A 19,027-nucleotide genomic window follows, 5' to 3' on the forward strand; every position below is an offset into this window, starting at 1 on the left:
GGAGCTACTATGAAAAAATCACTATGTTACATCGCACTGCTGGCTTTATTCACCACGGCTTGCTCAGAAGCCCCAAAAGAAGAAACGGCAGTCAATACAGCCCAAGCTCAAACAGAAGCGGCAAAATCCGTCCCAGTAGGTGATACCAGCCAGAACTCGCTCGATTGGGCAGGTAGTTATGAAGGCGTATTGCCTTGCGCCAGTTGTGAAGGAATGCAAACCCTAATCACTTTGCAAGCTGATAATAGCTTTGTTCAAGAAACAGTTTATTTAGGTAAAGATGAAAAGATTTTAAAACTGATGGGCAAAGTGACATGGGACGAACTGGGCCAGAAAATCACCCTAGAAGATGGTACACAATATTTGGTCGGTGAAAATCAGTTGATCATGTTAGACACTGAAGGCAAACGGATCACCGGCGAACTTGCTGCAAATTATGTGTTGAAAAAGAAAGGTCTATAAAAGCAGATCTGGCAGCTAGCACTCAGCTGCAGTATTAGATTATGGATAACGGAACGCTGCACTGACCAAAAGAGCAAAGCACCCGTACCGTTATCCGTAAGTCACGCAGAGATGTTCTGCAATCGCAAAGCCATGCTTTAGAAGTTGTGAAGCTAAGAAAGGCGAAACAAACCTTCTTAAATAATAAAGAGGTTATTTTGAATAACACCATGCAACTGATCCGCTATCAAGATTGCCCATCAACGCCATGGAAAAATGGTGGTGGAAGCACAAAACAGCTACTCATTTCCCCCATCAATGCCGAACTTACTGAATTTGACTATCGGATCAGCATTGCAAGTATTAGCAGCAACGGACCCTTTTCCTCATTTATTGGTATAGACAGGCAACTGGTCATTCTGGAAGGCGAAGGTGTTGAACTCAGCATCAAGAGTTATGAAGGGACAAAACAGATAAATGGCCTTGGAGCTGGAGAAAAGATATCAGGAAATACAGATACAACTGAGTATAAGCGACTCACACCCACAGATAGCCCATTCAGCTTTGCTGGTGAAACCTCAATAACAAGTCAATTATTAGGCTGTGATGTTATTGATTTCAATGTCATGACCAAACGCGGTGCATTTAAAGCGCATACACAAAAACTTAGCTTTGATGACACATTTATCGAAGAACAGATTACAACCTCAAACAGCCCCCAAAATGAACTGCAAAAAACTGAATCTTACGTCCCTATCATCCAAATACTTTGCTGTTTAGATACCATGACATGGGAGCACAATGGCAAGGTTATCAAGATCATGCCCTATGATGTTCTCGTTTTCCAACAAGGCGATGGCATAAGGTTAAAAGCAACAAGACCAAGTCGACTACTTAAAGTGTCTATTACTGCCCGTCCCCTATAACAGTATTTACAGGTTAATCTCCAATATTACTCAATTGGCGCGTTAAAATACCAAGCCACTATCCACTCGACAGTTTTTCTGAGCCCAGAATCGAAGGACTCTAATGGTTGCCAACCAAGTTCTCGCTGGATCTTGCTCGCAACAATAGCATAACGCACATCATGCACAGGTCTGTAACGTCGTTTGACCAATCAGCATAAAGACCAAGGCAGAACCGATAAAGCAGGCTCCACTGGTAATGCGTATTCGCATATCGCTAACCCAAAAAGTAAAAGGTTAGCAAAACAAAAAGCCGAATCTAAAAAATTCGGCCATCATAAAAGCGTGTACATCTATATTAGCTCTAACAAAGTTAACTCACTTTGTAGTAAGTACGATACCAATGAACGACACTCTGAACGCCTTCTCGAACGCTAACTTTAGCTTTATAGCCAGTTGCAATGAACAGGTCCGCCGTATCGGCATAGGTTTTATAAACATCACCGGCCTGCATTTCCCTGTAATTTTTAATGGCCTCCCTACCTAACGCCCTTTCAATCTCTTGGATAAAATCCATCAAATTAATCGGGCTTCCATGGCCGATATTATACACTTTATAAGGGGCAGAGCTGCCAGCGGGCGTGCCAGTTTCAACCTTCCAATGTTCATTACGCCTAGGTATCACATCTGCAATACGCACAACCCCTTCAACAATATCGTCAACATGGGTAAAATCACGCCACATATCACCGTTATTATTAATATCAATTGGTTGACCTTCTAGTATTTTCTTAGTGAAAATAAAGGGCGCCATATCAGGTCGCCCCCAAGGGCCATACACAGTAAAAAATCGCAAGCCAGTAGTAGGCATATTGTATAAGTGCGAATAACTATGTGCCATCAACTCATTAGACTTTTTGGTCGCCGCATATAAGGATACAGGATGATCAACAGAATCAGAGGTTGAAAATGGTGTTTTTTCATTTAGGCCGTAAACAGAGCTAGATGAAGCATAAATCAAATGCTGTACTTTTGTATGTCGACACCCTTCTAAAATATTAAGATGGCCCACTAAGTTACTATCAGCATAGGCCATTGGATTTTCAATTGAATAACGAACACCAGCCTGCGCCGCTAAATGTATAACCCGATCAAAACGTTCATTAATAAATAAACGCGAAACAAGGTCACGGTCCGCTATATCCAACTTAATGAATGTAAATGAAGTATCACTCACGATAAGTGCTAACCGAGCTAATTTCAGAGAAACATCATAATAGTCATTTAAGTTATCAATACCAGTAACAGAGTGGCCGCAACTCAGCAACCTTTCACAAACCTTCGCTCCAATAAAACCTGCCGCACCTGTCACTAAATATTTCATTTTTACATCCTAAATTCAGCACTTAACTCAACAAAATTAATCGCTACCGAATAAATCACGGGTGTAAACTTTGCCAACAACATCCGCAAGCTCTTTAGCCATGCGATTCGACACAATAACATCAGCCATAACTTTAAATTCAGCGAGATCTGTCACCACACGGGAGTGGTAAAATTCAGCCTCTTTTAATACAGGTTCATAAACAATGACTTCTATGCCCTTAGCCTTTAAGCGCTTCATAATCCCTTGAATACTCGAAGCACGAAAATTATCAGAACCCGACTTCATGATAAGACGATAAATACCCACTACTTTAGGATCGCGACTTAAAATGGACTCAGCGATAAAGTCTTTACGCGTCGTATTAGAATCCACAATCGCACCAATAATGCTGTTAGGTACATCGGCATAATTAGCCCGTAATTGTTTTGTATCTTTAGGTAAACAATAGCCACCATAACCAAAAGAGGGGTTATTGTAATGGTCACCGATACGCGGATCCAAACACACTCCCTCAATAATTTGCTTTGAATTTAAGCCATGAGTCTCTGCATAAGTATCAAGTTCATTAAAATAGGCAACTCGCATAGCAAGGTAGGTATTTGAGAATAATTTTACCGCTTCAGCTTCAGTCGAATCGGTAAATAATACCTGAATATCTTTTTTTATCGCTCCTTGCACTAATAAATTAGCAAAGACTTCTGCACGTTCGCTACGCTCCCCCACAATAATCCGTGATGGATGCAAATTATCATGGAGCGCTTTCCCCTCTCTCAAAAACTCTGGCGAAAAAAAGATATTATCGCAATGATACTTTTGTTTAATCTTCACGGTAAAACCCACTGGCACAGTTGATTTTATCACCATTACAGCATTGGGGTTTATCGTCAATACATCCTGAATCACTGATTCAACAGAAGATGTATTAAAGTAATTGGTTTTAGGATCGTAATCGGTTGGAGTAGCAATGATTACAAACTCAGCATCTTGATAAGCTAAGACTTTATCCAATGTAGCAGTAAAATTTAGTAATTTATTGGCTAAAAAACTACTTATCTCAGTATCTACAATGGGTGATACACCTTTATTAAGTAAAGCTACTTTCTCTTCAATAATATCAACAGCAATAATTTCATTATGCTGCGCTAACAGCATTGCATTTGATAAACCAACATACCCTGTTCCCGCTATAGCTATTTTCATTTAACTTATAACCCTGAAATCAAAACCGTTTTGCAACAGCATAAAAAAGGTAAAAAACATAAAAAAAGGAAGCTTTAAAAAATGACAACCCAGCTTCATTCCTAAGAATTTCGTAGTGCCACATACTAGCCTTAAACTTATTGGATGAAATACTAGATTCAGAAACTTGATATTTTGCAATAGGAGTCATAACACCGATGGAGTTAGTTTTAGATAAAATTGAAAGCCACATAGCAAAATCTTCATGCCCAATATTCTTTTGATAAAACTTACCTAAAACATGACAATTATATATACCTGTTAAATTACCTATTCTATTAGATTTCAACATCATATTATAAGTAACTAACGAAGGGGATTCAACAACACCAATAATAGTACTATTACGTACTCTATAGTAATAACCATGTGAGGCTAAAACATTGCTTGTAGTCATTGCATGTAATTGTAAATCCAGCTTATTGGGCTCCCAGGTATCATCAGCATCAAGGAAAGCAATATATTTACCTTTTGCTTCTGCAATAGCAAAATTTCTAGGTTCGGTAGGAGATCCTGAATTATACCCTAGACTAAATACTTTGATCCTCTTATCATTAAAAGATTTAACAAATTCTAAAGTACCGTCTGTAGAACCATCATCAACAAATAGTAACTCCCAATTCAAATAACTTTGATTCAAAACAGATCTAATCGAGTCTTCAATAAAGGATGAACTATTATAACCAGGCATTATGATGGAAACTAAGGGCTCATCTGAAGGTCTGTCAAACAACATAAAACCTCGCTTGCACTATTGAGGGTTAAATATAAAGATTGAAAACAAGGAGAAAAATAATAACCTAGGGGATAACTTATGGAAGTTTTTTAAGCAGAATGCATAAAAAACTAATGTACCAAACAGGTAACCATAAATATATCTAAATGCTATTAACCTAGAGAATAGAGCAGGATAGCTATTCAAGCCAAGACCACTAGAGACATCGGGATGTAGACCAATAGTTAAAGGAAAATAGATGATTTTGGAACCAAATTTAATCAATTTACTTAAAAACACTGGTTCATCACAACAAAAAAACTTAGTTCCAGCACCGAGATCCTCTGGAAAAGTTGCTCCAGCACTCCTAACACTAGAAAGTCTCACAGAAACCTCAATAGTCCCGATACTTAATATAGTGCTTAAAGTATGAATAAAAGATACTTTTTTAAATTTAGGCAAGACACCAAATGCAGGAGTTGAATAACTCAGAGTTACACCACTAATAGATGGATTAACTTCATAGATTTGGATTAACTGCTCAACAAAATTTGTGTATACAACATCATCATCACAAAATAAAACAATGTCACCAATTGCATGTGTTAGAGCAAAATTTCTACTTTTAGTAACGCCCTTTTCAAACATTGAAAAATATCGAACATCATCTCTTTCACTAAAAAAATGTTCAACACTCTCATTTTGAGAGTTAATTTGATGAACAATTAAAATTTTCAATCGAGGATTAGGTTCCGGAATATTGTCTAACAGTTCAAAAATACGTTCACCACAAGTGGCATAAAGCATCTCTAAAATCATATTATTTATTGCCAAGTAAAATTAAATTATCTCTCAGAGTTGCCCAAGAATAATCAGATTTGAATTTATCAACAATATCAGCATCTGGTAATTTTTTAGAGGCTTCAATTATCTGCAAAGCATAAGAACAAGGGTCATTCTCAGCGAAAAAAACAAGATCATTATACGCACTAAACACCTCTTTTGTTGCAGTATTGATACCTGAAAGATCTGAGTCAATGGCGATAATGGGAAGAGACGAAAAAGCCGCCTCTAATAGAACTTGCCCAAACGGCTCATAAGTTGAAGGAAGACAAAAAATATTGACAGAACCGTATAGTTGTTCAGGTTGACTTGCTTTACCATAAAAATTAATTCGTTCAGATAAACCTAATGCTGAAGCATGTGCCTCTAACAAAACTTTATCGGGTCCTTCACCAGCGAGTAAAAGTTTAAAATGATTAGGTAGATGCACAAGCGACTCTATAACCAATTTAAAGTTTTTAACATCAACAAGTCTACCAATACCAAAGATAACAATATCAGAATCATTATAGCCACATTCCTGCCTAATCTTTTGTCGCTTTGTATCAGCTAATCTATAAAAACGCTGCTCATCTGCACCAGGTTTAAACTTTAGTAAAGGGCATATTTTATTAAAACTTCTAACTTGATCATGCATTTCCGAACTAAAAACAACATTATTCTTACAATTTTTGATAACGTGACGTTGGATCCATACATGAATCCAAAATTTTAATCTTGAAATAATACCTTTATTTTCTTGTATATTTTGAAACTCATAAATACCAGGAATCACATAAATATAGTCTTTATAAAGAAATGCAATCAGAAATGCTAACAAATGATGCCTAACAATAACCACATCGAACTTATATAAATCAAAAATTCGCAACAAAACCCGAAAAACACCTCTATTGGATATCACGTTATTATTATTATAATAACTTATTTTTACGTTACTCTTCGTATACTTAGAGTCCAATTCTTTTGTGATTAGATGGCATTCCCAACCAGCTTCAGAAAAAACTTTAATTAAACTTCGGATTGAATTTTCAACACCGCCAATAGCAGGTAAAAAGGAAGTGTTCGCAAATAAAACTTTATTCATAACAGCCTTATAATTTCAATAATCAATTTTCAGGTGACTTTTTATCATTTATTTTAAAAGTGACAATGAGCAAAGATAGGAGCCAAGCATGATGAGTTGTTACATATTCAGAACGATAAACAGATGTAATTAAAAGACTAAAAAAAAGTAATACATTAACCTGTTTAGATAGAGAGTCAAATCTGGAACGATATGAGTAAGAAAAGGCTATCCCCCAAAATAGTAATAAAATTACTAATCCAATAGCACCAGCATCCCAAAGGTAATCTAAATACAAATTATTTGTGATAGAGAAATCTAACCCTGTATTTAAACCTGTGATTTCATCAAAAAAAGATAATGATGCGATTCCATTTCCGATTAACAAAACCTTTAGATCGGAAGAAGTCCAGCTATCGATAATAATTTGAATTATTTGACTTCTGTAGGAAGCCCCTGATGATTCAGTAGTTGACTTTGCATAAATAAATTGAGATAAATTATCAAAAAACTCAGGGAATAAATTAATTGCTATTGTGTAGCTCAAAATTAAAATCAAAAAAAACTTAAAAAACGTTTTCACTAAAGATATATTAAACTTTAGCGATTGTAAGAAAATAAAAATGACCAATAATATAAAATGGGCGTAGGCACCACCTGAAAAAGTTAACAACAGTACAACTAATGTTAATACATAAAAGGTATAGGCTTTTAACCCTGAAAAAACTAACCTTGTTAAAATTAATGATTCCACTAATATCGGGGCATAAAAGTTAGGTTCTCTCGCAATTGAAGTAATACGGTTTGGAAATAAATTTCTAATTGATTGCGGCACACCATGCATATCAGAACGACTATCAACCATGAATGGCAAATTAAAAACAAAACAAATCTGTTGAATAATTGCAAAAATAAGAAATAGGCAGGTAGAAGCAAATGCTACTTTAATAAAAATTATATGCTCTTTACTTGAGACCCTTTCAGACCATATTGCAATGCACGTAACGAATAAAATAGTAGAGATAACAGTAAAAAATCGACTTGTAATCACGTACTTTTGATATTCAGTTCCAACGATATCAAAATTTAAAAAACCGGATATATAACCTATAATCACAACGATTACTATAGGAGTAACAATTAAAATTGAATAACCTGAGAACTTGGCGCCACGACTCGAAATTAAAGAAAATAAAAAATATAAAAAAATAATGAAAAAACAGACAACCAAATTAATTTTATCTAAAAAAGTTGTAGAAAATGGTCCTAAAAATGCCAATAAAAAAATAAGAAAATTTCCATTCAGATTCTTAGGGTTAGCCATTAATTGCACTTAAAACGCCTCTGGTTCGACTGCCAATAATTTTTTGTATTTCCCAATAAATTCATCAATGTTTTTAATGAATTTTGCAGGATTTCCACCATAAACGCTATTATCTGGAATGTTTGATATAACAACACTTCCTGCTGCAACAATAACATTGTTACCAATAATTACACCTGGCAAAATTATGCTACCGTATCCTATAAAAACGTTATCTCCAATATAAATTGGTTTTCGATAGCTGCTCCTAGCACCAGGCATCCATGGTTGTGGTTTATTAATTAACTCCGAAATAAATACTGTAGGAGAAGCATCGTGACCTAACAATGTACTTCCAGTAATTGTACAATTTTTACCTATAAAAAATTTATCTCCTTTAGCACTGCTTGAAAATACAGTATTATAAACTACCGAGTTATAACCAAGTGTCACACCTTTTTTTGACAACTTATATCGTTGATACTTATAATTAACATTTGAAGAATGATTTTTTAAAAAGTCAAACTTGACTAATCGACTAAAAATTGCTAATAAGAAGCAGTATAATTTTAAAAAAACCAATTTCATTTATCACCTCAAATAATCAAAGTTGTTAATACTTAAATTTTAAAACTTACACTAATAATCGCAGCATATAAGATGTAATTAATATAGCCATATAGGAAACAAGTTTTATTCAATTTTTTACACAGAGAGAAATGCAGTAAATACTAACTAAAACCACTCACTTTCTAAAAACCAATTAATGCTGGACCTAAAATTAATAAGTAAAACTTCAAAGCGCATTTTTTTTAATATCAATAATTCTCTGAAAAGCTTTAGAAGAAATTATAATAAGCTCGTTCCTAAAAAAGCAACTACAACAGAATAATAATAGCCCCCAATACAAATATATTAAATTTCCGATATTATTTTGTTGAAGAGCTCCAATTACAGCACCTGCTACAGCTAAAAAAGTAAAACTGTATAATGCTACTCTCGGTAAAGGTTTCCAAACTCTGATAGAAAACTCAGTTCTAAGAATCAGAAATACCCAAAACGTGAGTGCAGTGCTACTAGCAGCCCCTGCAGCACCAAACCGAGGGATCAAAAAGAAGTTACAAATAAGATTCACTATTAAAGCAAGAATACAAGCTAGCATCGAATAAATAGATTTTCGAGCAATGCCTATTCCAACAACAGTGGTTTCAGAGAGTGTATAAAGAAGTGGATAAGCTAGACAAGCGACTAAAATCCATTGCACTGCCTTATATTCACTTGGCAAAATAAAAGGTACAATCCAAGAAAATAAACCAGCAAAGCAAAATAGCAAAACAACCAGTAGTAACACATAGCGATTTACCATAATGACTTTATCGTAGCCTTCATCATTAGTAGCCCATTTATATACAGTCGGTGCCCACACTGTAGAAAATACTGATTGAAAAATAGTCGCGGCAGCCGCGAAGCTTACTGATATAGAATATATGCCTAGTTCACTAAATGTGCTCCAACGGCTTAACAGAATCCTATCGACTGAAGTTACCCCCCAAAATGCAACACCTCCAATAATCAACGGTAAACCAAATTTCAGCATTTGCAGTAACTGTCGTGAATTTATTGTTTCAGATAAACTTAAACGCCATTCGTCACGAGTATTCCAAGCAAAAATAAAACAGGCTAATACTATAGCTAAAGTATTAGCTAACAATAAATTACTAAAAGATTTAGTAATATCAAGTAGCAAGTAGATAAGTATGATAATGAGAACAAATGCTTTAGGTAATAATTGACTCATTGAAAAAGCAAGACCGCGCTCATTCATCCGTAGTACAAGCGATAAAAAACGCGACAGAAAACTACATAGCAAAGCAATGCAAAGTAACCAACTGATATAATTTGATTTTATCGAGAAAACTAATTCAGCTAAAAATGGTCCAAATAATAAACATACTGTCAGACTAATCAACAACCATATCAAACCAGGCAGTACAGCAGTTTTCAATAGCAATGGCTTATTCGCTGAATCATGGAATTCACGAACATAGCCTTGATCAAGTCCAAGGGAAAAAAATAACGTCGCAAAGCTTAATACTACCTGTAGCAAAGCCATTTTACCTACATCTTCTTGGCTAAATACCCAAGCAATAATAGGTAACGAAATAATCCCCAATAATGCGGCACCAACAGGCCCTATGGCAAACTGAAGTATTTTTTTAGGTGTCATAATGAACACAACTCTTTCTACCTTTCTTTTTGTAATAAGGTATCATGAAAAAACTTTTTTAAGTTGTTGTACCAGATTTGTCTCACTAAAATATTCACGTACTAATTTATTATTACCGATAGCAACCTCGACAGACTGGGGAGTAAGACTTAAATCATCTAGCGTAAATACCTTAATTCCTAATTTAGTAAATAATGCAAATGAGCTAGTATCTGAACGCATAAAAACAGTTTTACCACGCCCCACTAAATTAATAATATTACCCATTGCCTGTTGGCGATTATGTGCAAAAAAGGCAATAGCTACTGTATCTAATATTTTGTTATAATCCGTTAATGGCATAAAATCCATTAATGGATAGAATTTGTCACCGAACATCAAATGACCTAAAAGCTTAATTTTTTCAGCATACTCTGAGTTGCCATAGGATAATGGACAATAGATTCTATCGATATTATCAAGTTCTAGTTTGACGAGTTCTTCAAAGACATGCTGATGATTATTAGCTGGGTCCGCAGAGTTCCCTACTAACAAATTAATTTTGCCGTGTTCATTTATCTTAGAAATGATATTATCTGAAGAAAGCAATTCCTCACCACTGTAAACATTACTTTTGTAGGTTATAGCCTCGTACAATACCCCCTTAGCGCCATACCACTGCTGAGCTTTTTGATAATCACCATCCACATAAGTGATAAAACCGCCCAATCGACTAATTAACATTCTTCGAAAAAACTCAAATATTCGAAAACGTTTATCTTTAACAGCGAATTGATGGTAATAAAGATCCCACCCCCAAATAGCCCATACACATTTTTTATGCAACCAAGGCATTAAACATAATAATATTATGAGTTGTTGCATATATAATCCATGCAATATAATTTTATCATGAGAGTGTAAGGTTAATATGAGTTTATATAATACATTAAACTTTTTAAAAGTTACAAAGTGAAATGTATTATTGGCTTGCGTGTAAGGGTATTTTTCAATATCCCCAAATGTTAATATTGTATGCGGTTGTTCTGAGAAGTGCTGTCGTACAATACCAATAAAGTCAGGGATAAACTTATCCAAACTGGCTATGTGTAAGATTTTTTTATTCATTACTGTTTGAGAATTCACTTATTATTTTACAAATATAATCTACTTGTTCATCGGTTAATTCATAATACAGTGGCAATCTGACTAATGTATCTGTAAAAAAATCCGAATTAGGTAAAGCATATCCAATGTACTTTGATTGATAATATTCACTTGTATGTAGTGATAGATAGTGAAACACAGCATGCACACCGTTCTCTTTCAGGTGTTGAATCAAAGCGGTACGTTGTTCCAGGTTTTTACATACCAGATAAAACATATGAGCATTATTAGTGGAATATTCTGCTAATTTGGGTAATTGGATATCTTTGTTGGCTAATTCAACATTCAACATTTCATAATAACGTTGCCAAATAGCTTTGCGTCTAGCTTGAATGGTATCAATATTCTCAAGCTGAGCATAAAGATAAGCAGCAATAATATCTGACGGTAAAAAGGATGAGCCAATATCTACCCAACCATATTTAGCCACTTCACCGCGAAAAAATGAAGATCGATTAGTGCCTTTTTCACGGATAATTTCAGCACGATGAATATATTGCTCATCATTGATAACTAGTAAACCACCTTCACCTGCAATAATATTTTTAGTTTCATGAAAGGAGAAAGTCCCAAACGTGCCGATACTACCAAGCGGTTTACCCTTGTAATAGCTGTCAATAGCTTGGGCTGCATCTTCTACCACAGGGATGTTATGTTGCTTGGAAATCGCCATGATGGCATCCATATCACATGCAAGGCCTGCATAATGCACCACTACGATTGCTTTGGTATTTTTGGTAATGAGTTGCGCGATTTGCTCTGGATCAATATTGGGGTTATCTTTGTAACTATCGGCAAAAATAATCTTAGCACCACGTAAAGCGAAAGCATTAACAGTAGAAACAAAAGTATAGGAAGGTGCAATTACCTCATCACCTGGTTGAATATCAAGCAGAAGCGCGGCCATTTCCAATGCATCAGTACATGAAGTTGTCATTAGCACTTTTTTAAAACCATAGCGTTGTTCAAAAAACTCATGACATTTTTTGGTAAATAAACCGTCACCAGAGATTTTTCCTGACGCAACAGCTTGGGCTATATAAACTAATTCCTTTCCATGGAGATATGGCTTATTAAAGTTAATCATATATAATTCTTATTGGTTGAGTGTTTTATAAAATCGGTTGTATTGGTTATAAAATGCATTTTCAGTTAAAAAACCTTTAACTATAGATTCATTAACATCTATTGAAAAACCTAGCATTTTATTAAATCTAATAGCTCGCTTATTATCTAGAAGAATTTCAGATTTTGCTGAACGTATGAGTTTATTTTTAAAAGCCCAGTCATACATAAGAAAAACAGCCTTCGAAGCGAGCATACCATTCAGAAATTCTGCTGCGCATAAAAAAACGCCACCTTCACCCACACCATCTTCATCTATGTTTTTTATGTTACAACAACCAACTAACACTCCATTACTTTCAATAATAAAATAGTGATTTTTTTCTTTATCAAGAGTTTTAAACCATTCTTGCTGACTTTCGGGTGTAATTGTAACTCTTTGCTGCATGAATGCTTGAACAAAATCACTATTCCGCCAATCCCTTAAAATATCTAAATGATCATGGGACAAAACGTGCAATTTAATACCAAAACCTTGTATCAACATAAATACCACGCATTAACACCATTCAACAATACAACCAGCCCAAGAATATCCCACCCCAAATCCACAGATAAGTAACCTATCATTCGGCTTCAGTTTATTTTCATCGAGCGCTCTTTCAATTCCTAATGGAATAGTTGACGAAACAGTGTTTCCATATTCTTCATAGGAAACTAAAAACTGCTCATCAGTAAAGCCTGTCTTGAGACGTAATTTATCAAGCATAAACTTATTCGCTTGATGAAAAACAACTCGTTCTATTTGTGATTGGACTAAGTCAGCAGCTCGTAGAATATCCTGTATTGCTTTAGGCACAGTTTTCAGAGTGAATGTGAGGATCTCTGCACCATTCATATATAAATTACATGGTGCACGTTTATTTCCACTTGAATCTTCAACTTCCGTGAATGATGCATTACATATTGGATCTCTTGACCCGCCATGCGGGACGATAAGATTAGCGGCGCCCTTTCCATCAGTACCGAATTTTACACTGTGAATAAAATTGCTAGTTCCCAATTTACCTTGCACCAAAGTTGCGGTAGCAGCATCACCAAATAATGTTCTAACACTCTTATCATTTGCATTGATATAGCGAGAATATAGCTCTGAGGTTATCAATAAGACATTACTGGCTTGATGCGATTCGATTAAAGCCTTGGCCATGCTTAAACCATACACATAACCAGAGCAGCCTAAATTAAAATCCAATGCACCAGCCGTGGTAGGTATTCCAAGCTCATGTTGCACAATACAAGCCGTCGTAGGTAACACATAATCTGGGCTTTGCGTACATAACAGCACATAATCAATCTGTGATGCTTCAACATTATATTTCGTTAACAGACTGTTAGCTGCATTTATTGCCATACTAGAGCAGCTTTCATTTTTTGACGCGATATACCGAGTGCGTATGCCAGTTTTTTCATATATTTTTTCGACACTCCATTCTGGATACTCCTCCGCCAACTGTTCATTACTGAGACAGTTTTTTGGCAAATAAGATGCTACCCCAGAAATAAATGCTCTCATACTTAGCCTTTTACTGGGCACTGTAACCTCCATCCACAAATAAAGTTGTGCCCGTTATCCATCTTGATAAGTCACTGCTCAGAAAACTGGCAGCGTAAGCAACATCTTCGGGTTTACCAAGTCCTAATGGGTGTTTATTAACTATTTTAGCCAACTGGCTGTCTGTTAGTTGCTTAGAAAAATCCATCATCATTTCCGTTTCAACCAAGCCAGGTGCGAGACAATTTACTCTTATATTTAATTTCGCCAATTCCATAGCTAACGATTTTGACATTCCCTCAAGCGCAGCCTTACTTGCTGCATAAGTTGTATTTGCAGGCTCACCACAAGTTGCGGCAACTGAACTTAAAAAAATGACACTTGAACTTATTGCGTTAAATTTTCCACGCCTTCTAAAGTTTTTCACAAGGAACTGTGCACTTTTAACGTTTATATTAAAACATTCATCAAAATCCTTTTCTTTTAATGCTTGGAGAGGTAATGTTTTCATAATACCAGCGCAATGAACTAGTCCATCCAATGGTCCTGCAACACTAACGACCTGGTCCATAAAATTTTTAATATCATTTTCAGTACATAAGTCTGCAATAATTGCGTAATGACTATCACCTGTTAGTGAATCTAATGTCTGACTCAGTCTGACTTGATTTCTTCCAGAAATAACTAATTTTGCACCCTGAGTACTAAAATATTTAGCTATTTCTCGACCAATACCAGAGGAAGCACCTGTTATTAAAATAGTTTTATCACTAAGCATATTATTTATCATTAGCTAACACCTCGACTGGTAATAATAATGTATTACTTAAGTCACACATAACTGCTCCCCAAGAAAGACCAACACCAAAACCAACCAATAATGTTTTCTTATATCTAGCTTGTTTTCTGGCACAGAGTGTCACTGGAATAGATGCACAACTTGTATTACCATATTCATTGATACTTATTGCAACCTGCTCAGGTTTAAAATTAGATTTTTTTAATAAATGTTTTATCATAAAATGATTAGCCTGATGATAAATACAGACATCAATATCGTCGGAATCGATTTTTAAATCATGCAGGAAATTATTAATTAAAGCAGGCACAGTCTTTAAAGTAAATGTAAATACCTCTCCTCCATTCATTTCAAGATAGGCATTATTAGCGCCACGAGTTGCATCACTACTAATTTGCTCACGGGCAACTATACTTTGCCAACCTGCGCCATCACTGCCTAACTCAAAATTAATTATACTATCAGCTTCATATTCTAACGCCGTTGCACTGCCTGCATCTCCAAACAATAATTCTGTACTTCTATCACCTGGTTTTATAATTTTACTGATAGTATCGCCAGCCAAGAGTAATATTTTTTTTATACCAGCATTCACTAGACTAGCAGCGACTTGTAGTCCATAAACATAACCAGAACAACCAAGATTAATATCAAATGCTAAGGCCGTTGACGGTAACCCAAGTTTACTTTGCAATATACAAGCTGTAGCAGGTAATTGATAATCTGGTGTCTGTGATACAAATATTAATGCTCCAATCTCTTGCACATCCCAATTTAATTCTTCTATTAACCGCTTTGCTGAATGCAGGCAAAGATCCGATGCAGTTGTTTGAGCATCAACAATATAGCGCGTTTCCACACCAATACTTGCAATAAGCTTGAGGGTTTCTTTATCGCCGTACACCTGAGAAAAATCAATATTATTGACTTTTCTATTTGGCACGGTACATGATATCCCTTTAATCGAAATATTTTTTATAGCGAGCATCAGAAACCCTCAACAATCTATTATTTGACCAAACTAATCAAGTCAGCAACTGTTTTAACAGAGCTTAATTCAGCAGGAGATATAATCTGGTCAAAATTAGAGTCAATCTCTGAAATAAATGTCACAACAGCTAACGAATCCCATACAGTTTCATCAAGCTCTGTTTCTATGGTAAGTTCTGCAGCATCCGTTTCTAGGATATCTGCGATAATCTCGATTATTTTTTGTACGTTACTCATTTTATTCTCCATTGATATATAAACATAGTACTTAAGACAAATTAGATTTAACAAGTGTTGTTAAATAATGTCCATAGCTATTTTTTTCCATTTGTTTCGCAGATTTTATCACTTCTTCATCCGCCAACCAGCAATTTCGCCAAGCTATCTCTTCCAAACAAGCAATTTTATAACCTTGCCTCTTTTCAATAGTTTCAACAAATGAAGCGGCCTCTAATAGGCTTTCATAAGTGCCTGTATCTAACCAAGCAAAACCACGTCCTAAAAGCTCTACGTTTAATTCGCCCATATCCAGATAAGCTTGATTAATACTAGTAATTTCTAATTCACCACGCGATGATGGCTTAACATTCCTTGCAATATTCACAACTCGATTATCGTAAAAATATAAGCCTGTCACTGCAAAATTAGATTTGGGTTTTATGGGTTTTTCTTCAATACTGATGGCCTTTTGATTTTGATCGAATTCAACCACACCAAAACGCTCAGGATCTTTCACTTGATAGCCAAATACTGTTGCTCCCGTTGGTCTAGCAGTAGCTTTTTTAAGTATGGGTGAAAAACCTTGTCCCCAAAAAATATTATCCCCAAGGGCTAAACATACACTATCGCTGCCAATAAACTCTTCACCAATAATAAATGCTTGCGCTAAACCATCAGGGCTTTGCTGTACGGCATATTGCAGATTTATGCCAAAGTCACTGCCATCGCCAAGTAGACGTTGAAATGAAGATTGGTCCTCAGGCGTGGTGATAATTAAAATATCCCGTATCCCTGCCAGCATTAGTACAGAAATAGGATAATAAATCATGGGTTTATCGTATACAGGTAATAACTGTTTCGAAACCCCTTTAGTAATCGGGTACAAACGAGTACCAGAACCGCCAGCGAGAATAATTCCTTTCATAGTAAAATCAGTTCCTAGATAAATAGATCCTAGGTTTAAAGAAAAACTAGGACATAAAACAAAATAATAAAAGAGATTAAATGCCTAAACGCTCCCGCTGATAGCTACCATCTTGGACATGCTGACACCACTCTTGATTCGCTAAATACCATTCAATGGTTTTACGAAGGCCGGTTTCGAAGGTCTCTTCTGGTTGCCAGTTAAGCTCATTACTCATTTTCGTAGCATCTATGGCATAGCGTCGATCATGGCCTGGTCTGTCTGTGACATAAGTTATTTGCTCAGCGTAAGGAGTATCTTTAGGCATTAAAACATCTAAAATACTGCAGATGGCCTGTACCACTTCAAAATTCTGCTTTTCGTTATGACCGCCAATATTATAGGTTTCACCGACTTTGCCACTTGTAACTACTTTATAAAGTGCACGAGCATGGTCTTCTACATATAGCCAATCACGGATCTGATCACCTTTGCCATAAATAGGTAATGGCTTTCCTTCTAGTGCATTAAGGATCACTAGCGGGATCAGCTTTTCAGGGAAGTGATAAGGACCATAGTTGTTGGAGCAATTAGTCACTATGGTAGGTAAGCCATAGGTACGTAACCATGCACGAACTAAGTGATCGCTTGATGCTTTAGAAGCTGAATACGGACTGCTAGGAGCATAAGGTGTTGTTTCAATGAATAATGGTAACTCTTTATTCGCTGAAGGCTTCGTACCATCTTCTATATCTATATCATCAGGATGCGGTAAATCGCCATAAACCTCATCAGTGGAAATATGATGGAAGCGAAAGGCATTTTTTGCTTGGTCAGATAAACTACTCCAATAAGCACGTGTAGCTTCAAGCAGAGTATAAGTACCAACGATGTTGGTTTGAATAAAATCTGATGGACCTGTAATTGAACGGTCTACATGAGACTCTGCCGCTAAATGCATAACTACATCAGGTTGATGCTGTGCAAATACTCTATCTAGTTCTGCTCTGTCACAAATATCAACTTGCTCGAACGCGTATCTTTCATTTTTATCTACGCTTACAAGTGACTCAAGATTGCCTGCATACGTCAGTTTATCTACGTTAATCACATAATCTTGGGTGTTGCCAATAATATGGCGAACTACTGCAGAGCCAATAAAACCTGCACCACCAGTAACTAAAATATTCATTAAATCTGACCTACATAATTATAAATAAGAGCTAGAGCTATCTACCCATACCAAATAACACAACTTTCACCGTTTTTAGTAAAATTTTAATATCCAACAGTGAGCTATGATGCTTAATATAATAAATATCATATTTATGTTTCCAAACAGCATCCTCAACTGATGCACCATAAGGATAACTGACTTGTGCTAGACCTGTAACTCCTGGCTTAACCGCATGGCGAAAACGATAATAAGGTATTTCCTTTTCAAGCTCATCAATAAATACTTCCCGCTCTGGTCTTGGCCCTACTATTGACATTTCCCCTCTAAGAATATTGATTATCTGAGGTAATTCATCGATACGGGTTTTGCGAATAAAATTACCTACTTTAGTTACTCGAACATCATTTTGCATTGCCCATTGTGCTCCAGCTTTTTCAGCATCACTGCGCATAGAGCGGAATTTTATCACCTCAAACTCATCATTATATTGCCCAGTACGCCGTTGCTTATAAAACACAGGCCCTGGACTTTCTAATTTAATTGCTAAAGCAGTAATCAAGCCAATAGGTATAGCGATGGAGCAGAGCAAAAAGGCTGCAAATAAGTCTATTACACGTTTAGCTAATTGAGTACGTTTAGTCGATAGAATTGAAAAAGCTTTTTGATGCAAAAAATAACCACTATGGAGTAAACGTACTTCAGTATAACCTAATCGTTCATCCAGATAACTGACCAAAGGTTCTACCCATGCGCCAAGTTCAGTCGCTTTAACTAAAAACTGTCTTTGTTCATTCGTTAAACTGGAGCTCTCAAAATGACAAATAACTTTGCAGCTTAAATCAGTAATGGTGTAATCATTAACGACCATATCGAAAGAATAATCATCAATAATCTCTCCAATTTCAAACTCTCTATCTTTAGGACAATAGACATAAATAAGTTGCTGAGTTAGTACCTGCTGCTTTGATTTGAATCGCTTAGTAACTATTTTAATAGTTTGAAACTCTTCAGTATCAGCTGTTTCATTAATTCGTAAGTTCATACAA

20 protein-coding genes are annotated in these 19,027 nt (G+C 35.8%); 2 read left to right on the forward strand and 18 right to left on the reverse strand.

The window, feature by feature from the left end; translation table 11 throughout:
- Positions 1-9 precede the first annotated feature (9 nt).
- Positions 10-462, forward strand: coding sequence for a copper resistance protein NlpE (locus HGO26_RS07865; RefSeq protein WP_113940966.1), 453 nt, complete (start codon positions 10-12; stop codon positions 460-462).
- Between the two features lie 209 nt (positions 463-671).
- Complete coding sequence (locus HGO26_RS07870) at positions 672-1,367, forward strand: HutD/Ves family protein (protein WP_168824614.1); 696 nt, start codon at positions 672-674, stop codon at positions 1,365-1,367.
- A 352-nt stretch (positions 1,368-1,719) separates the two neighbouring features.
- Here HGO26_RS07870 and HGO26_RS07880 read toward each other — a convergent pair whose 3' ends face one another.
- From HGO26_RS07880 to HGO26_RS07965, 18 genes are all read right to left on the reverse strand, one after another.
- A complete protein-coding gene (locus tag HGO26_RS07880; RefSeq protein ID WP_168824393.1) occupies positions 1,720-2,730 on the reverse strand; it encodes an NAD-dependent epimerase in 1,011 nt (336 codons plus the stop codon).
- A gap of 36 nt (positions 2,731-2,766) precedes the next feature.
- Positions 2,767-3,933 carry a nucleotide sugar dehydrogenase gene (locus HGO26_RS07885; protein ID WP_168824395.1) on the reverse strand — a complete coding sequence of 389 codons (1,167 nt, stop codon included), beginning with the start codon at positions 3,931-3,933 and terminating at the stop codon, positions 2,767-2,769.
- Between the two features lie 19 nt (positions 3,934-3,952).
- Positions 3,953-4,708: a glycosyltransferase family 2 protein gene (locus tag HGO26_RS07890; protein ID WP_168824397.1), complete on the reverse strand. Its 756-nt coding sequence runs from the start codon at positions 4,706-4,708 to the stop codon at positions 3,953-3,955.
- Between the two features lie 15 nt (positions 4,709-4,723).
- Positions 4,724-5,506 (reverse strand): glycosyltransferase family 2 protein, encoded by a 783-nt coding sequence (locus HGO26_RS07895; protein WP_168824400.1) that lies wholly within the window; start codon positions 5,504-5,506, stop codon positions 4,724-4,726.
- Between the two features lies 1 nt (position 5,507).
- A complete protein-coding gene (locus tag HGO26_RS07900; protein WP_168824402.1) occupies positions 5,508-6,617 on the reverse strand; it encodes a glycosyltransferase family 4 protein in 1,110 nt (369 codons plus the stop codon).
- Between the two features lie 22 nt (positions 6,618-6,639).
- A complete protein-coding gene (locus HGO26_RS07905; RefSeq protein ID WP_168824404.1) occupies positions 6,640-7,929 on the reverse strand; it encodes a hypothetical protein in 1,290 nt (429 codons plus the stop codon).
- Positions 7,930-8,487: an acyltransferase gene (locus HGO26_RS22355; RefSeq protein WP_168824406.1), complete on the reverse strand. Its 558-nt coding sequence runs from the start codon at positions 8,485-8,487 to the stop codon at positions 7,930-7,932.
- Positions 8,488-8,695: 208 nt separating this feature from the next.
- On the reverse strand, positions 8,696-10,126 hold the full coding sequence (locus tag HGO26_RS07915) for a lipopolysaccharide biosynthesis protein (RefSeq protein ID WP_168824408.1): 1,431 nt from the start codon (positions 10,124-10,126) through the stop codon (positions 8,696-8,698).
- Positions 10,127-10,168: 42 nt separating this feature from the next.
- Positions 10,169-11,233 (reverse strand): TDP-N-acetylfucosamine:lipid II N-acetylfucosaminyltransferase family protein, encoded by a 1,065-nt coding sequence (locus HGO26_RS07920; protein WP_168824410.1) that lies wholly within the window; start codon positions 11,231-11,233, stop codon positions 10,169-10,171.
- Positions 11,226-12,359: a dTDP-4-amino-4,6-dideoxygalactose transaminase gene (rffA, locus tag HGO26_RS07925; RefSeq protein ID WP_168824412.1), complete on the reverse strand. Its 1,134-nt coding sequence runs from the start codon at positions 12,357-12,359 to the stop codon at positions 11,226-11,228. Before rffA ends, HGO26_RS07920 begins: the two co-directional genes overlap by 8 nt.
- 9 nt (positions 12,360-12,368) lie before the next feature.
- Positions 12,369-12,884: a GNAT family N-acetyltransferase gene (locus tag HGO26_RS07930; RefSeq protein ID WP_168824414.1), complete on the reverse strand. Its 516-nt coding sequence runs from the start codon at positions 12,882-12,884 to the stop codon at positions 12,369-12,371.
- A 12-nt stretch (positions 12,885-12,896) separates the two neighbouring features.
- Entirely contained in the window at positions 12,897-13,913 is a 1,017-nt protein-coding gene (locus HGO26_RS07935; protein WP_168824416.1) for a 3-oxoacyl-ACP synthase III family protein, read from the reverse strand.
- A gap of 10 nt (positions 13,914-13,923) precedes the next feature.
- On the reverse strand, positions 13,924-14,682 hold the full coding sequence (locus tag HGO26_RS07940; RefSeq protein ID WP_168824418.1) for an SDR family NAD(P)-dependent oxidoreductase: 759 nt from the start codon (positions 14,680-14,682) through the stop codon (positions 13,924-13,926).
- A complete protein-coding gene (locus HGO26_RS07945; protein WP_168824420.1) occupies positions 14,672-15,679 on the reverse strand; it encodes a ketoacyl-ACP synthase III in 1,008 nt (335 codons plus the stop codon). The genes HGO26_RS07940 and HGO26_RS07945 overlap by 11 nt, the downstream gene beginning before the upstream one ends.
- Before the next feature lie 20 nt (positions 15,680-15,699).
- Entirely contained in the window at positions 15,700-15,918 is a 219-nt protein-coding gene (locus HGO26_RS07950; RefSeq protein ID WP_168824422.1) for an acyl carrier protein, read from the reverse strand.
- A gap of 31 nt (positions 15,919-15,949) precedes the next feature.
- Positions 15,950-16,825 (reverse strand): glucose-1-phosphate thymidylyltransferase RfbA, encoded by an 876-nt coding sequence (rfbA, locus tag HGO26_RS07955; protein ID WP_168824424.1) that lies wholly within the window; start codon positions 16,823-16,825, stop codon positions 15,950-15,952.
- Positions 16,826-16,901: 76 nt separating this feature from the next.
- Positions 16,902-17,996: a dTDP-glucose 4,6-dehydratase gene (gene rfbB / locus HGO26_RS07960; RefSeq protein WP_168824426.1), complete on the reverse strand. Its 1,095-nt coding sequence runs from the start codon at positions 17,994-17,996 to the stop codon at positions 16,902-16,904.
- 37 nt (positions 17,997-18,033) lie between these two features.
- Positions 18,034-19,023 (reverse strand): exopolysaccharide biosynthesis polyprenyl glycosylphosphotransferase, encoded by a 990-nt coding sequence (locus HGO26_RS07965; RefSeq protein ID WP_168824435.1) that lies wholly within the window; start codon positions 19,021-19,023, stop codon positions 18,034-18,036.
- Positions 19,024-19,027: the final 4 nt, after the last annotated feature.

Origin of the sequence: Shewanella oncorhynchi (genome assembly GCF_012584455.1) — a bacterium.
GTDB classification, from domain to species: domain Bacteria; phylum Pseudomonadota; class Gammaproteobacteria; order Enterobacterales; family Shewanellaceae; genus Shewanella; species Shewanella oncorhynchi.

Excerpts from the sequence above, each read along its gene's own strand:
- HGO26_RS07895 (WP_168824400.1), bottom strand. The coding sequence starts at position 5,506 with ATGATTTTAGAGATGCTTTATGCCACTTGTGGTGAACGTATTTTTGAA.
- HGO26_RS22355 (WP_168824406.1), bottom strand. The coding sequence starts at position 8,487 with ATGAAATTGGTTTTTTTAAAATTATACTGCTTCTTATTAGCAATTTTT.
- HGO26_RS07900 (WP_168824402.1), bottom strand. The coding sequence starts at position 6,617 with ATGAATAAAGTTTTATTTGCGAACACTTCCTTTTTACCTGCTATTGGC.
- HGO26_RS07945 (WP_168824420.1), bottom strand. The coding sequence starts at position 15,679 with ATGCTCGCTATAAAAAATATTTCGATTAAAGGGATATCATGTACCGTG.
- HGO26_RS07965 (WP_168824435.1), bottom strand. The coding sequence starts at position 19,023 with ATGAACTTACGAATTAATGAAACAGCTGATACTGAAGAGTTTCAAACT.
- HGO26_RS07920 (WP_168824410.1), bottom strand. The coding sequence starts at position 11,233 with ATGAATAAAAAAATCTTACACATAGCCAGTTTGGATAAGTTTATCCCT.
- HGO26_RS07865 (WP_113940966.1), top strand. The coding sequence starts at position 10 with ATGAAAAAATCACTATGTTACATCGCACTGCTGGCTTTATTCACCACG.
- rffA (WP_168824412.1), bottom strand. The coding sequence starts at position 12,359 with ATGATTAACTTTAATAAGCCATATCTCCATGGAAAGGAATTAGTTTAT.
- rfbA (WP_168824424.1), bottom strand. The coding sequence starts at position 16,825 with ATGAAAGGAATTATTCTCGCTGGCGGTTCTGGTACTCGTTTGTACCCG.
- HGO26_RS07870 (WP_168824614.1), top strand. The coding sequence starts at position 672 with ATGCAACTGATCCGCTATCAAGATTGCCCATCAACGCCATGGAAAAAT.
- HGO26_RS07940 (WP_168824418.1), bottom strand. The coding sequence starts at position 14,682 with ATGATAAATAATATGCTTAGTGATAAAACTATTTTAATAACAGGTGCT.
- rfbB (WP_168824426.1), bottom strand. The coding sequence starts at position 17,996 with ATGAATATTTTAGTTACTGGTGGTGCAGGTTTTATTGGCTCTGCAGTA.
- HGO26_RS07880 (WP_168824393.1), bottom strand. The coding sequence starts at position 2,730 with ATGAAATATTTAGTGACAGGTGCGGCAGGTTTTATTGGAGCGAAGGTT.
- HGO26_RS07915 (WP_168824408.1), bottom strand. The coding sequence starts at position 10,126 with ATGACACCTAAAAAAATACTTCAGTTTGCCATAGGGCCTGTTGGTGCC.
- HGO26_RS07930 (WP_168824414.1), bottom strand. The coding sequence starts at position 12,884 with ATGTTGATACAAGGTTTTGGTATTAAATTGCACGTTTTGTCCCATGAT.
- HGO26_RS07885 (WP_168824395.1), bottom strand. The coding sequence starts at position 3,933 with ATGAAAATAGCTATAGCGGGAACAGGGTATGTTGGTTTATCAAATGCA.
- HGO26_RS07950 (WP_168824422.1), bottom strand. The coding sequence starts at position 15,918 with ATGAGTAACGTACAAAAAATAATCGAGATTATCGCAGATATCCTAGAA.
- HGO26_RS07935 (WP_168824416.1), bottom strand. The coding sequence starts at position 13,913 with ATGAGAGCATTTATTTCTGGGGTAGCATCTTATTTGCCAAAAAACTGT.
- HGO26_RS07890 (WP_168824397.1), bottom strand. The coding sequence starts at position 4,708 with ATGTTGTTTGACAGACCTTCAGATGAGCCCTTAGTTTCCATCATAATG.